We start from the raw sequence: 13,038 nt of genomic DNA, 5'->3' as shown, positions 1-13,038 counted from the left end.
TGCCTCCTGCACGGCCGCTAACGCGAGGTTTTTTATGGAGGCGAAATGAACAAATTTCACAACTTAATCAAAAGGGAGCTTGAAGATTATAAGCTCTTATTCCGAAACATCCCTTCTCTTACAATCTCTTTATTTTTTCTTTCCGTCGTATGCGCAAACCTTATGGCGAACAAAGAGTTGCTCAACTACAAATATGTTGCGTTAGATTGTGGTTTTGTATTCAGTTGGATTATGTTTCTTTGCATGGACGTTATCTGCAAACGCTGGGGAGCAAAAGCGAGCATCAAAGTTTCGCTGCTCGCCCTTTTTGTCAATCTTTCTGTCTGCATTATTTTTTATTTGCTTTCATTGGCTCCAGGAATGTGGGGGGAATTTTATTCAACCGACAGCATTCAAATCAACAACGCCCTGAATAAAACGTTCGGAGGTTCATGGTATGTAGTTTTTGGCTCTGCAACAGCATTTATCATTTCGTCAATTGTAAATGCATTGCTGAATGACTTTATCGGGAAAAGAGTTTTGTCAAATGGGTTTGCGGGCTTTGCTCTCCGCTCTTATACTTCAACAGTTCTTGCGCAATATGTCGATAATTTTATTTTTGCTACAATCGTTTCAAAATTTTTCTTTGGATGGTCTTGGACTCAAGTGTTCGTTTGCTCTGGAATCGGGGCAGTTTTTGAACTTTTGGCAGAAGTATTGTTCAGCGGAATTGGCTACAAAGTTGTCAAAAATTGGGAAAAAGAAAACGTCGGCAAAGAATATTTTGACTATGTAAAAAAGAAGGCGGAATAAATGAACATTCTCATCACTGGTACTTCACGAGGGATTGGGCGTGCAACAGCGCTCAAATTTTTGAAGGCAGGACACAAAGTTATAGGGCTTGATATAAAAGAAGATACAATCAGCAGTTCTATAAAAAACCCAGAAAATTATCAGCACATCATTGCGGATATATCAAAAAAAGAATCATTGCCGGAATGCAAAGATTTTCCGATTTTAAAAAAAGTAGAAATTCTAATCAACAACGCCGGTATTCAAAGCATTTGCTCCGATAAAAATTCATTTTGCATTGAAGACATCAATGTAAACCTAATCGGAACAATCAACGTAACCGAAAAATACGCTTTTCAGCCATCTATAAAATCTGTCCTTTTTAACAGCTCTGTCTCAAGCCTAACCGGAAATGAATTTCCTTCTTACGTTGCATCAAAAGCCGGCGTAACCGGATACATGAAAAATTGCGCTATCAGACTTGCAAACAAATACAAAGCGACATGCAATGCGCTGTGCTTTGGCGGCGTTATGACAGAGCTTAATAAGCCCGTGATTGACGACAAAATTCTTTGGCAAAAAATCATGGACATAACGCCCCTCAAAAAATGGATGACAGCAGAAGAAGCGGCGGAATGGTGCTTTTTTATAACTGTCACAAACTCTTTTTGCACAGGTCAAGCAATCGACATTTCCGGTGGAGAACGCAACTGCGCCGACTTGTTTGTCTGGCCTGAAGATATATAAATTTTTCTATTTTTGTAAAAATCAAAATATTGCGCACAACGTGTCCAAATTGAAAAAATGAGTAAGTTTTCAATTTTCATAAAATGAATGCGTCTGAGAGAATCCTAGAGCGTGTTTTTATAGATTAGATTTTATCTAATCTATCTAAAGTTTTAGATTAGATTGTTTAGCATTTTTATTGCATTTTTGTTTAGCTTTTTAATTAGTTTTTATCTAAGTTTTCTAATAAATACTGTTAGACTTCTAATATTTCTAATATTTTTTATTTGATTTTTTCTAAAAAATATGATTAGATATATATACGTATAAAAAGTACAAATATTTTGAGGTGGGATAAAAATGAAAAAAATCGCAGTGTCTATTCAGAAGGGTGGAGTAGGCAAAACAACAGTCAGTTTATCGCTTGCGGCAGAGCTTGCAAGACGTGGTAAAAAAGTTCTTTTGATAGATGCAGACCCGCAAGGAAATACGACAGGAACATTGCTTGAATCTTTCAGCCATGATCTTGCAGAAACTCTTTATGGGGACGTGACAATCGATCAGGCAATATCTAAAACGCAAATTGAAAATCTTTATATCATTCCGACGAATTCAATTGACAGAAAAGGATTCCGTTCTTTGCGGACATACAGAACAAGCGAAGCTTCAAAAGAGCCTTTTATTTTCTCGGACCTTTGTGAAGAAGTAAAGAAGCTCAATTTTGATTATTGTATTTTTGACACATCTCCTGCATTTGACGAATTTGAAGAAAACATAATGATTGCGTCGGACGAAGTTATTGCAGTCATCAAAGCTGATGCGTATTCTCAAGATGGACTTCAGATTTTCAAAAACAACCTTGAAAGTTTTAAAAAACGGAAACACTCTCAAAACCCAAAATTTGAAACAATTGTCCTGAACGAAATCAACAGGTCTATAAAGCTTACTGACATCATTTCGGAAGGGCTGAACGAGGGCGATTTTAACGTTGTTTTTGTTCCTGTAGACCAAGATTTTAAATATGCAACTTTGGCAAGGCAGACAATCCAACAGCGAGGTGGAAAAAAAGAAACTCTTGATGCGCTGAAAAACCTTGCGGATCTTGTAAAATAAAAGGAGGGGAAATATGCCAATTGCAAAGAAAGAAATTCCTGCGGACTTTTTTACACAAATGAAAAACAATGTTCACAAAGATGTATTCCATGTTGGAGAAGAACAAAACGTTGATCACACTTCCCAGTCTGAAAGGCAATTGAAACCGATACAAACATCTGTTGAATCATCTTTATCAAAAGGGAAATACGCAGATGTGATGAATATTAGGCTTTCTCCGGGTCGCCGCGATGAAATTAAAAAATTCTGCACAAACTGTGGAGTCACAATTACACAGTACATTGAAGCCTCTTTTGAATTTCTTGAAAAAGAAGTTGCAGCAGGAAATGTCGTAATTTCCAAAGGTGGAATATCAAAGAAGGTAGAATAATGGGAAAAAAATTACCGGAAAAAACATCACTTGCCCCAGTAGACAACTCTTCTGATGAACTTTTTGCATCGTTGAAAGGGCTTGAAGAAAAATCTGAATCAAAACTTTCTTTAAGTTATATTCCGAGTTTCTTTACGACTGCATCACTTCCTTTCAAAAATATAAATAAAACAGAATTTGTAAGAAAGGGAAGCAACGGAATTTCATTGATTTTGAATTCGCCTAAAAATGTTCCGTTTGGAAAATATGGCAGACTTTTGCTGAGCGTTTTTACAACACATGCCGTAATTTCTAAAATAAAAGACGCTCCTGTTGAAATCGAATTCGAATCGCTGTCTCAACTTTTGAGGGAAATGCAACTTCCTCGCCAGAGAGGACAAGATATTCAGGAGCAACTTGAATGTTTTAAAAAAGCAACATTTTCATTTGAACAAAAAGTTGAAAAACAGGAACAGGCATATCTTTTTAAAAATTTATATGGACCTGATGAAAAACTCCCAAAAAGAGATGTTACAGTGCGTACAACTTCAACTGGAACTATTCTTTTTACAGAAGGGGTGCAGTACCAAGAAATTTTTGACGAAAAATCGAAAAATCCCAGAATCGGAAAATTTAAAATAATCCTTTCTGCAAATTTTGCTCATTTTTGCCAGCAACACGGAGTTCCAATCAATTACACTGTCTATAAAGATATTTCAAGTCCTGTCGGAAAAGATATCTACGCATGGCTTGTTTACAGAAACAACAGCAACATAAAGCCTGAAGGAGTTTTTATTCCGAGAGAAAAACTCGTTGAGCAATTTATGCCTGTTGCAGAAGAGTCGGATCCTAAAATTGCGAACGTAAATTATGCCAGAATTATCGATCAAGTTCGAGAGATTAAAGAAAAATATTATCCGGAATTGAACGTAGAAATAGATAAAGGAGGAACGGGATTGACATTGTTTAAAAGTCCTACTCCTGTTCTTAAAGATGATATAAGATATGCTTTGATTTCAGCAAATATGGATATTTAAAATAAAGATGTAACAGTGTTGTTATAAAAAAATTTTGTAACAATTCTGTTATCTATATTGATGTTATCCACAAAATAATTATCCCTATTATTAGTTTTTTTATATTATTAGTTAATTATTAGATAATATAGAAGAAATAACAAAAGTGTGACATTTGGATAGCAGAATTGTTACTTAGCAATGTTAAGTGTAAAGTTTCTTCTATAAAGAGCCAAGCAAGTGGTATAGTGTAACTTATAACATAACTGTTACATAAAAATCCGGTTATCCACAAGCCGATGTTGGTAAAAATAACAGGAGTGTTACATTTATTGATAACAAAACTGTGACAATCAGTATATTGTTTTTTTTTGATACTATAACAGAACTGTTACATTATATAAAACAATGTGCTTCTTTTTAATTTCCACTCGGATAACAGGTTTGTTACAATTTATTTATTTTCCATTTTTGAAGGGTCAAGTTTCCAGAGTTTTTCTTTTAGTTCCTGACCGGCTCTGAATGCGATGACATAATGCGGCTCTACTTTTACTTTTTCTCCGGTTTTAGGATTTCGGGCAGATGCTTTCCCTTTTCTTAGGCGAGGTTCAAAAGTGCCGAAGCCTCTCAATTCAATTGTATTTCCTTCTTCCATAGATTTCCGCAATTGTTCAAGAAAGCAGTCTATCGTTTTTTGAATTGTCTGTTTATCGACACTTATTGTGTTATATACATTTTGCACAAGTTCTTTTTTTGTCGTTTTTGAATTGTTCATTTTGTCCTCATTTTTATTATAGTTTTTTATATAAAATAGTATTTTTGCTTATTAAAATACGACACCCAATTTATAATAAACTCTAATACTCTAAATGTCGAGTTTCATAATTAAGATGTGGGGGAATATTCTTTATGTAAAAGATTAAAAACCAGTTTGATATTATTTTTCTTGACTTTTTTTTGAATTGTGTTTATTTTAATTGTGTACAATGAAATTGTATAAATTGTAAAGTGGTCGGAACTATATATATTTATTCCGGCTGTGTAGGAGACAAAATTATGGAAATCACTTTAACATCACAGAATTTTAAAAATGAAGTGTTAGAATCAAAAGAACCTGTTCTTGTTGATTTTTGGGCAAGTTGGTGCGGTCCGTGTCAGATGATGGGTCCTGTAGTTTCAGAAATCGCTAAAGACAAAGCAGGTCAGATTAAAGTCGGTAAAGTAAATGTTGACGATGAAAGCGACCTTGCTCAGCAGTATGGAATAATGAGCATTCCGTCTTTTATCCTTTTTAAGGACGGAAAAATCGAAAAATCTTTTGTCGGAGCTACTACTAAAGAAGGTCTTTTGCAGAATCTGGGGCTTTAATGATGGCTGCCGAAGGAGATTCATTGAGACTCGGAGATCAACTTTGTTTTTCTTTATACGTTTGCTCAAAGGAAATAGTGCGCAGATATAAGCCGTTTCTTTCAGACATCGGGTTAACTTATACTCAATACATCACAATGATGGTTCTTTGGGAGCAAAAGCGGATAAAAGTTCACGAGCTTGGAAAATTCCTTTACCTTGATTCGGGAACGCTCACTCCGCTTTTAAAGCTCCTTGAAAAAGATGGGCTTGTCGTGCGCGAACGAAATTCAGATGACGAAAGAGTTGTCTATGTTTCGCTTACTAAAAAAGGTGAAAAACTGAAAGAAAAGGCAATGTCTGTTCCTCAAAAAATATGCTCTTGTGTAAACCTTACACCTGAAGACAGAGAAAATTTGAAAAAATCTCTCGAAAAACTCCTAGAGAAGCTGTCTGAATGAGAAAAAATACAAAAACTATTATTGGAATTGAAGACGAAATAAAGTTATAATAAAGATAATGCTAAAGTAAGGAGATTCCGATATGGCATCATTGAACATTGAACTTTTTTCAAATTGCCTGAACAGAGCAACATCTTTTAAAATGATTATTCCCACCGACAGAAGATTTGACCCGCTCAATAAAGCTGAAGAAAATCCTAATTTAAATAGACCGATGAGAACTTTATTTTTGCTGCATGGATATACGGGAAAAGGCGATTGTTGGATTCCTGAACATCTGATTGAACAGTATAACTTTGCTGTTGTCTGTCCGAGTGGTGAAAACAGCTTTTGGTTAAACGGGCTTTCGACAGGTCATGCGTTTCAGTCTTTTGTTGGAGAGGAACTTGTCGATTTTGTAAGGAAAACATTCGGACTTGCAAAAAACAGAGAAGAAACGTATATAATGGGGCTTTCGATGGGCGGATTTGGAGCGCTTCACACAGCTTTAGCTTATCCTGATGTTTTCAGTAAAACAGCTCCGTTATCATCAGCTTTTGTCCAGCATGAAGTTGCAAATATGAATCCGGGAAATCTTGGAAAAGCCCATGAAATTGCAAATTATGACTTTTATCGAGAATGTTTCGGGGAACCTTCAGAACTTTTGGAAAGCGAAAAAAATCCTGAAACTCTTGTCAAAAAACTTTTGCGCGAAAAGAAAAAACTTCCGGAAATCTTCATGTCTGTAGGAACTGAAGATTTTCTTTTGGAACAAAACAGAGCAATGCACAAATTTCTTGAAGAGCATGGAGTTGAACACACTTATCTTGAATGGGAAGGCGCCCACGACATGAAATTCTGGCATGAAAGTGCAGAAAAATTTATTCCAATCATGATGAAATAAAAATCATAAATTAAAACAGTCTGCTTGCACAAGATAACCGAATTGTTACAATAGATTGCCAGATTGCTACAATGAAAGGAGTTTGGATGGACGCAAAACAGTTTCTTGAAATTTTACATGTTGCGGAACGGCTGAAAAATACAATCAGGCATTGTACAACGTCAAATGGGCGGCCGGAAAGCGTGGCAGAACACAGTTGGCGGATTTCTTTAATGGCTTTGCTGCTGCGCGGTGAGTTTCCTGAGTATGATATAGATAAAGTCATCCAAATGTGCCTTATTCATGATCTTGGAGAGTGTTTTACCGGTGATATTCCGGCTTTTAATAAGACTGATAAAGACAGGGAGAAAGAAGAATCCCTGCTCGATGAATGGATAAAATCGCTTCCCGACGATGTTTCCTGTCATCTTTTTGAATTGCTCAAAGAGATGAATCAGCAAAAAACAAATGAAGCAAAACTATACAAAGCGCTCGATAAACTTGAAGCTCTTATTCAACACAACGAATCGCCGATTTCTACATGGGAACCGCAGGAGTATCGATTTCAAAAAGAATATGGATGGCAAAATGTTGAATTTTCACAGTGGCTTAAAGAGCTTCGTCAACAGATCCTTTCAGATACTGATGAGAAAATTGCTCGGAATGTGTAATAATTATGTAACAATGAGGTTATCTGATGAAAAAAACATATATAACTACGATGCCTGATCATTTTGGAGCCTTTTTAATAGCAAGTGAATGTTTTTCTTCGTTGGGGATAAACATCACTCGTGTAAGTTACAATAAAGCCATAGATTCTCAAACTCTTTTTATTGACGCAGAGGGAGATGAGGAAGCACTTTTAAAAGCTGATGCTAAACTTACAGAACTTGGATACCTCAATTCTGAGCAAAAAGAAAAAAGCATTGTTTTGCTGGAATTTTTACTTGTCGATAAGCCGGGGTCTGTAAAAGATGTACTTGATGTGATAAGGCAGTATGGGTTAAATATTTCTTATATCAGTTCCGAAGAAAACGGAACAGGATATCAGCCTTTTAAGATGGGGCTTTTTGTTGAAAGCGAAGAACAGTTTTTAGCTTTTTTAGCAGACGTTCAGGATATCTGTGATGTAAAAGTTATAGATTACAACAGCTCCGAAAAATCGTTTGACAATTCGATTTTCTATCAATCGTTCGTTTTCGGTCTTATGTGCAGGCTTGGGCTCTCAAAATCCTTGCAGGAATCTCTTTTGGTAAATTCAAACAAGATTATGCAGATGCTCGATGAAAAAGGGCTTCCGCCTTACAAGACTTTCGAAAGCATCAGCCGGTTTGCAGAGTTGCTTGCAAAGTATCGAGGAGACGCTTTTGCGCCTCGTATCTCCACTCATAAGATTGCAGAAAATACTGAAATAATATTGATTGAACCGCCTTGCGGAAGCAACACGACAATTTTGAAGAGTAGGGGAGAGGTGTTATTTATAGACTGTGGGTATGCTCTTTACCGTGAAGAAATGATAACATTGTTCCGAAAAATCTTGCCGGACTTCGACAAAATGAAAAAGAGAATTTTTATCACACATGCCGACGTTGACCATTGCGGACTTTTATCGTTATTTGACGAGATTTATGCAAGCAAAAAAACAAAGGAATGTCTAAATCTCGAATATGAAGGAAAAAACGACTTTCGTGAACAAAATCCTCTTCACAGACCTTACATAAGTATTTGCAAGACTCTGACAGGATATAAGCCTGTTGAACCTTCAAGAGTTCAGGCGCTCTGGGACATCTATGGAGAACAGGAAAAGCCTCTCGAATCGATGGGATTTTTTGATTTCAGTGAAATGCATTTTGAAGTTTTTCAGGGAAAAGGCGGTCATCTTGCAGGCGAAACAGTTTTGATAGACTATCAACATCACATCGTCTTTTCAGGAGACATTTATATAAACGTGCATGGATTGACAGGAGAACAAGCTGAATACAATCAGTATGCTCCCGTTTTGATGACTTGTGTCGACACTGACCCACTTTTGTGCGCCATGGAGCGAAATGCAATCGTTCAGAATCTTGATGCCGGCGAGTGGAAGATTTTTGGTGGACACGGAATGAAAAAAGATTATACTGTGAGCTGATGGTGAGTGAAATAAATTATGGAAAAAGTTTACTTAGATAGATTTGCTAAAATAAAAGCTGAGATGACGTTGCGAGGAATTGACGCTCTGCTTGTTACGGATTTCTATTCAATTTGGTATTTAAGTGGAATCTGGAATGAACCTTATGAGAGAATGTACGTTCTCTACGTTCCTGTCGAAGGTTCTGTCAAATTGTTTGCAAACAGACTGTTCAATATTCCTGCTAACAATTTTGAAACTATTTGGTATTCAGATTCCGATGATTGCGTTGGCATTCTTTCTTCTCACATTGCAGAAAAAGGAAAGGTCGGTGTTGATAAAACGTGGTCTGCACGCTTTTTAATTCCGCTTATGCAGAAAAACCAGAATGTAAGTTTTGTACTTGGCAGCGACTGCGTAGATAATGTTCGCGCACGTAAAGATTTAAAAGAAATTGAATTGATGAAAGAAGCCTCTAGGATAAACGACGTTGTAATTGAAAAAGCGATGGCTTATGTTCATAAAGGAGTTACAGAGCTCGAAGTTGCGGAATTCGTAGCGGAGCAGTTTAAAAAAGAGGGTGCTGAAGGGCCGAGTTTTGAAACAATAGTTTCTTTTGGTGCAAATGCCGCAGATCCTCATCATGAGCCTGATGGAACTGTCGTACAAGAAGGGGACTGTGTTTTGATAGACATGGGCTGCCGAAAAGATCATTATGTTTCAGACATGACTCGTACGGCTTTTTTTAAAAGTGCGCCGGAAGAATATACAAAGATTCATGATATTGTGCGCGAAGCGAATGAAAAGGCAGAGGCTTTTGTACGTCCCGGTGTTCCTCTGTGTGAAATTGATGCTGTTGCCCGAAGTTATATTTCAGATGCAGGCTATGGCGAATATTTTACACATCGGCTCGGTCATTTTTGCGGACAGACGGAGCATGAGCAAGGCGATGTCAGCGCTGCAAACAAAGATGTCGCAAAAGAAGGGATGATTTTCAGCATCGAACCCGGAATTTATCTGCCAGGGAAATTCGGGGTTCGTATTGAAGACCTTGTTCTCGTTACAAAAGACGGCTGCGAGCCTCTAAATCATGTAGATAAACACTGGAAAATTATCGGGTAAAAAACCTAATGCCGAACTGAAAGAGAATAATACAAACAATGATTGTTTATTGTGATTCAGCTTTCTGTCTCATTGTCTGTATTATTTTTAATCAAATTCTATTTCAAGCCGAAAAGTTTCAAATCATCTTCAACTGTAGATATTCCACCAATTCCGAATTTTTCAACAAGGAAACTTGCGATTGCAGGCGAAAGAAATGCCGGAAGTGTAGGACCAAGATGGATATTTTTAACGCCGAGTGATAAAAGCGCCAAAAGTACAATCACCGCTTTTTGTTCATACCATGCGATGTTGTAAACAATCGGAAGCTCATTGATATCGCTTAGATTGAAAACTTCCTTAAGTTTGAGAGCGATAACGGCTAGAGAGTAACTGTCGTTGCACTGTCCTGCATCAAGAACTCGAGGAATGCCGCCGATGTCTCCGAGATTCAATTTGTTGTATTTATATTTTGCACAGCCAGCTGTAAGAATCACAGTATCTTTCGGAAGCGATTCAGCAAACTCCTTGTAGTAATTTCTAGATGAAGCACGACCATCACACCCACCCATGACGATAAAGCGTTTGATTGCGCCTGTTTTTACAGCGTCCACGACTTTATCCGCAAGTGCAAAAACCTGATTGTGTGCAAATCCTCCAACAATAGAACCTGTCTCAATTTCTGTCGGCGGCGGGCATTTTTTTGCGAGCTCAATTATTTCTTTGAAGTCTTTTTTGCCGTTTTCATTATCTTGAATGTGTTTGCAGCCAGGAAATCCGACATCATTTGTCGTAAACAGGCGCTCTTTATATTGATCAGTTGGAGGGACGAGGCAGTTTGTTGTAAGGAGAATTGGTCCATTGAAAGATGCGAATTCCTTTTTCTGAAGCCACCATGCGTTGCCGTAATTTCCTGCAAAGTTTTCATATTTTTTAAACGCAGGATAGTAATGTGCAGGAAGCATCTCTCCATGAGTATAGACATCGACTCCTGTTCCTTTTGTTTGGTCGAGGAGCATTTCAAGGTCTTTTAGGTCATGACCGGAAACAAGAATGCCGGGATTTTTGCGAACTCCAATATTTACCGAAGTGATTTCCGGATTACCGTAAGTTTCCGTATTTGCTTTGTCTAAAAGCGCCATTCCCTGAACGCCATAAGTTCCAGTTTCCATCGTGAGTGCAACATAATCGTCGAGGGTAAGATTTTTGTCCAAAAGTTTTGCAAGAGCTGTGAGCACAAACAAATTGATTTTATCATCTGAATAGCCGAGCACTAAAGCGTGTTTGAGATACGCCGCAAGCCCTTTTAATCCATAGGTGATAAGTTCCCGAAGACTTCTGATATCTTCGTCTTGAGTTGCGAGAACTCCCAGCTCTGCATTTTCTGCGAGTGTTTTTCCACCGTTGATTTTTGATGTCAACGCTTGTGTTTCATCGATTGCTTTTTCAAGAGCGCTGTTGTCAAAGTTGGCATTTGTAATTGTCTTAAAAAGATTGTTGATTGCAAGCGGCGCCGCTGATTTTACATCTTCCGCTTTAGCTCCCTTTTCGAGCACTGCAAGTCCAAGTTTTTTTGTAGCGAGAATAAGTTTGTCTTGCTCTAAAGCCGTATCAGCTTTTTTCCCACAAACTCCCATCTTCGTACAACCTTTGCCGCCGGCAGTTTCCTGACACTGGTAACAAAACATTTCCTGTTCCATAAAAACCTCTTAATCAATAATGTTCTTTAATTATAAATGCAGATGTGATGCTCTCTCGTTGCCTGAGCAACATATTTGATTTTATGGTTGGAATTTTTTATAATCATAATCATTGACAAAAGAGGTTTTTTTATGGATAAACTTATCGGTATTTTAATTTGCTTTGCAATTGCAGTTCCTTCTTATTTTTTTGGAAAACTTTTTCCGGTTGTTGGAGGAGCTGTCATTTCTATTTTGATTGGAATGATTATCGCTTTGTTTTGGAACAACAAAGGAAAAGCTGCTGCCGGAATAAAATTCACATCGAAATATGTTTTGCAGGCTGCAGTTGTTTTGCTTGGATTCGGAATGAACTTAAGCGTCGTTTTGCAAACCGGGAAACAGTCGCTGCCTGTCATCTTGAGCACTATCACCGCATCTCTTTTGATTGCGTTTGTTTTATGCAAAATCATGAAGATTCCCGGAAATATCTCAACTTTGATAGGAGTCGGCTCTTCAATCTGCGGCGGTTCTGCGATTGCGGCTACAGCTCCTGTCATCGATGCTGACGATGGAGAGGTCGCACAGGCGATTTCGGTGATTTTCTTTTTCAATGTTCTTGCAGCAATTTTATTTCCTGTTTTTGGAAAGCTGATAGGGTTTAGCACGGCAGATGGGGAAGCGTTCGGGATTTTTGCGGGAACCGCTGTCAATGATACATCTTCCGTAACTGCGGCGGCTGCAACTTGGGACGGGATGTGGAATCTCGGTACCCAGACACTTGATAAAGCGGTCACTGTAAAGCTGACGCGAACGCTGGCTATCATTCCGATCACGCTTGTACTCGCGATGTTCCGTGCAAGCAAGGCAAGAAAAGATGGGACTCAAACAAAAGGGTTCAGCTTGAAACGAGCGTTGCCGCTGTTTGTACTTTTCTTTTTAATTGCGTCTGTCATAACTACAATTGCGTTATCACTTGGCATGTCTAAATCGATATTTACGCCATTAAAGGAACTAAGCAAATTTTTTATCATAATGGCGATGGGCGCAATCGGATTAAACAGCAATATTTTTCAGCTTTTAAAGTCGAGCGGAAAGCCGATCATACTTGGAGCTGCATGTTGGATTGGAATTACAGCCGTAAGTCTTTTGATGCAAAATATTATGGGACTCTGGTAATATCATCTGATTTTCTGAAAATTTTTTCTGACACGCCCCTAGAACAAGCTGATGCAAAAAGACGCCGCTCACGAATATCAATCGCTTTATCTTTATGATATACTTTGAGAATGGACGAACAAAATTTAATTAAACTCGAGATGAAACTTGCGTATCTTGAAGATTTTTTGAATCAGCTTCAGGATGTTACAGTTAAGCAAGGAAAAGATATCGAAAAACTCAAATCGGAAAACAAAGTGCTCAAAGACAAAGTAAAAGATTTATCTGACTGGGCGGAAGGCGATATTCCCGACCGTAAACCGCCGCATTATTAAATTATCACGC

At 37.8% G+C, this 13,038-nt stretch carries 15 protein-coding genes; 13 read left to right on the top strand and 2 right to left on the bottom strand.

Features of this window, described 5'->3' with window-relative positions; genetic code table 11:
• The first annotated feature begins 45 nt into the window (after window positions 1-45).
• From H9I37_RS10980 to H9I37_RS10960, 5 genes are all read left to right on the top strand, one after another.
• Window positions 46-792, top strand: coding sequence for a VUT family protein (locus tag H9I37_RS10980; RefSeq protein WP_187382770.1), 747 nt, complete (start codon window positions 46-48; stop codon window positions 790-792).
• On the top strand, window positions 793-1,518 hold the full coding sequence (locus H9I37_RS10975; RefSeq protein ID WP_187382769.1) for an SDR family NAD(P)-dependent oxidoreductase: 726 nt from the start codon (window positions 793-795) through the stop codon (window positions 1,516-1,518). It abuts the gene before it with no gap.
• A gap of 339 nt (window positions 1,519-1,857) precedes the next feature.
• A complete protein-coding gene (locus H9I37_RS10970; RefSeq protein WP_187382768.1) occupies window positions 1,858-2,610 on the top strand; it encodes a ParA family protein in 753 nt (250 codons plus the stop codon).
• A 13-nt stretch (window positions 2,611-2,623) separates the two neighbouring features.
• Complete coding sequence (locus tag H9I37_RS10965) at window positions 2,624-2,980, top strand: hypothetical protein (RefSeq protein WP_187382767.1); 357 nt, start codon at window positions 2,624-2,626, stop codon at window positions 2,978-2,980.
• The gene (locus H9I37_RS10960) at window positions 2,980-3,996 is read left to right on the top strand and encodes a plasmid encoded RepA protein (protein WP_187382766.1); all 1,017 of its coding nucleotides are present in this window, start codon (window positions 2,980-2,982) and stop codon (window positions 3,994-3,996) included. The genes H9I37_RS10965 and H9I37_RS10960 overlap by 1 nt, the downstream gene beginning before the upstream one ends.
• Before the next feature lie 433 nt (window positions 3,997-4,429).
• Here the strand turns inward: H9I37_RS10960 and H9I37_RS10955 are convergent, their stop codons facing one another.
• Window positions 4,430-4,750, bottom strand: coding sequence for an HU family DNA-binding protein (locus H9I37_RS10955; RefSeq protein WP_187382765.1), 321 nt, complete (start codon window positions 4,748-4,750; stop codon window positions 4,430-4,432).
• Between the two features lie 281 nt (window positions 4,751-5,031).
• Here H9I37_RS10955 and trxA point away from each other — a divergent pair, with 281 nt between their 5' ends.
• From trxA to H9I37_RS10925, 6 genes are all read left to right on the top strand, one after another.
• Window positions 5,032-5,343 (top strand): thioredoxin, encoded by a 312-nt coding sequence (gene trxA / locus H9I37_RS10950; RefSeq protein WP_222864240.1) that lies wholly within the window; start codon window positions 5,032-5,034, stop codon window positions 5,341-5,343.
• Complete coding sequence (locus tag H9I37_RS10945; RefSeq protein WP_222864239.1) at window positions 5,343-5,783, top strand: MarR family winged helix-turn-helix transcriptional regulator; 441 nt, start codon at window positions 5,343-5,345, stop codon at window positions 5,781-5,783. Before trxA ends, H9I37_RS10945 begins: the two co-directional genes overlap by 1 nt.
• Before the next feature lie 82 nt (window positions 5,784-5,865).
• On the top strand, window positions 5,866-6,666 hold the full coding sequence (locus tag H9I37_RS10940; RefSeq protein ID WP_187382764.1) for an alpha/beta hydrolase: 801 nt from the start codon (window positions 5,866-5,868) through the stop codon (window positions 6,664-6,666).
• An 86-nt stretch (window positions 6,667-6,752) separates the two neighbouring features.
• Window positions 6,753-7,316 (top strand): HD domain-containing protein, encoded by a 564-nt coding sequence (locus tag H9I37_RS10935; protein WP_187382763.1) that lies wholly within the window; start codon window positions 6,753-6,755, stop codon window positions 7,314-7,316.
• A 26-nt stretch (window positions 7,317-7,342) separates the two neighbouring features.
• A complete protein-coding gene (locus tag H9I37_RS10930) occupies window positions 7,343-8,776 on the top strand; it encodes an MBL fold metallo-hydrolase (RefSeq protein ID WP_187382762.1) in 1,434 nt (477 codons plus the stop codon).
• An 18-nt stretch (window positions 8,777-8,794) separates the two neighbouring features.
• The gene (locus H9I37_RS10925; protein WP_187382761.1) at window positions 8,795-9,877 is read left to right on the top strand and encodes a M24 family metallopeptidase; all 1,083 of its coding nucleotides are present in this window, start codon (window positions 8,795-8,797) and stop codon (window positions 9,875-9,877) included.
• Between the two features lie 98 nt (window positions 9,878-9,975).
• Here the strand turns inward: H9I37_RS10925 and hcp are convergent, their stop codons facing one another.
• A complete protein-coding gene (gene hcp / locus H9I37_RS10920) occupies window positions 9,976-11,556 on the bottom strand; it encodes a hydroxylamine reductase (RefSeq protein WP_187382760.1) in 1,581 nt (526 codons plus the stop codon).
• Window positions 11,557-11,688: 132 nt separating this feature from the next.
• On the opposite strand from hcp, the gene H9I37_RS10915 reads away from it, so the two are divergent.
• Entirely contained in the window at window positions 11,689-12,714 is a 1,026-nt protein-coding gene (locus tag H9I37_RS10915; protein WP_187382759.1) for a YeiH family protein, read from the top strand.
• A gap of 110 nt (window positions 12,715-12,824) precedes the next feature.
• Window positions 12,825-13,028: a SlyX family protein gene (locus H9I37_RS10910; protein ID WP_187382758.1), complete on the top strand. Its 204-nt coding sequence runs from the start codon at window positions 12,825-12,827 to the stop codon at window positions 13,026-13,028.
• The last annotated feature ends 10 nt before the right edge of the window (window positions 13,029-13,038 follow it).

This window comes from Treponema sp. Marseille-Q3903 (assembly GCF_014334335.1).
Taxonomy (GTDB): Bacteria; Spirochaetota; Spirochaetia; order Treponematales; family Treponemataceae; genus Treponema_D.
Note: the sequence above shows the minus strand (reverse complement) of the source record. Positions and strands in the feature narration are given on the sequence as shown.

Bases quoted from the DNA above. Each gene is read 5' to 3' on its own strand.
- H9I37_RS10980 (WP_187382770.1), top strand. From the start codon at position 46: ATGAACAAATTTCACAACTTAATCAAAAGGGAGCTTGAAGATTATAAG.
- H9I37_RS10975 (WP_187382769.1), top strand. From the start codon at position 793: ATGAACATTCTCATCACTGGTACTTCACGAGGGATTGGGCGTGCAACA.
- H9I37_RS10970 (WP_187382768.1), top strand. From the start codon at position 1,858: ATGAAAAAAATCGCAGTGTCTATTCAGAAGGGTGGAGTAGGCAAAACA.
- H9I37_RS10965 (WP_187382767.1), top strand. From the start codon at position 2,624: ATGCCAATTGCAAAGAAAGAAATTCCTGCGGACTTTTTTACACAAATG.
- H9I37_RS10960 (WP_187382766.1), top strand. From the start codon at position 2,980: ATGGGAAAAAAATTACCGGAAAAAACATCACTTGCCCCAGTAGACAAC.
- H9I37_RS10955 (WP_187382765.1), bottom strand. From the start codon at position 4,750: ATGAACAATTCAAAAACGACAAAAAAAGAACTTGTGCAAAATGTATAT.
- trxA (WP_222864240.1), top strand. From the start codon at position 5,032: ATGGAAATCACTTTAACATCACAGAATTTTAAAAATGAAGTGTTAGAA.
- H9I37_RS10945 (WP_222864239.1), top strand. From the start codon at position 5,343: ATGATGGCTGCCGAAGGAGATTCATTGAGACTCGGAGATCAACTTTGT.
- H9I37_RS10940 (WP_187382764.1), top strand. From the start codon at position 5,866: ATGGCATCATTGAACATTGAACTTTTTTCAAATTGCCTGAACAGAGCA.
- H9I37_RS10935 (WP_187382763.1), top strand. From the start codon at position 6,753: ATGGACGCAAAACAGTTTCTTGAAATTTTACATGTTGCGGAACGGCTG.
- H9I37_RS10930 (WP_187382762.1), top strand. From the start codon at position 7,343: ATGAAAAAAACATATATAACTACGATGCCTGATCATTTTGGAGCCTTT.
- H9I37_RS10925 (WP_187382761.1), top strand. From the start codon at position 8,795: ATGGAAAAAGTTTACTTAGATAGATTTGCTAAAATAAAAGCTGAGATG.
- hcp (WP_187382760.1), bottom strand. From the start codon at position 11,556: ATGGAACAGGAAATGTTTTGTTACCAGTGTCAGGAAACTGCCGGCGGC.
- H9I37_RS10915 (WP_187382759.1), top strand. From the start codon at position 11,689: ATGGATAAACTTATCGGTATTTTAATTTGCTTTGCAATTGCAGTTCCT.
- H9I37_RS10910 (WP_187382758.1), top strand. From the start codon at position 12,825: ATGGACGAACAAAATTTAATTAAACTCGAGATGAAACTTGCGTATCTT.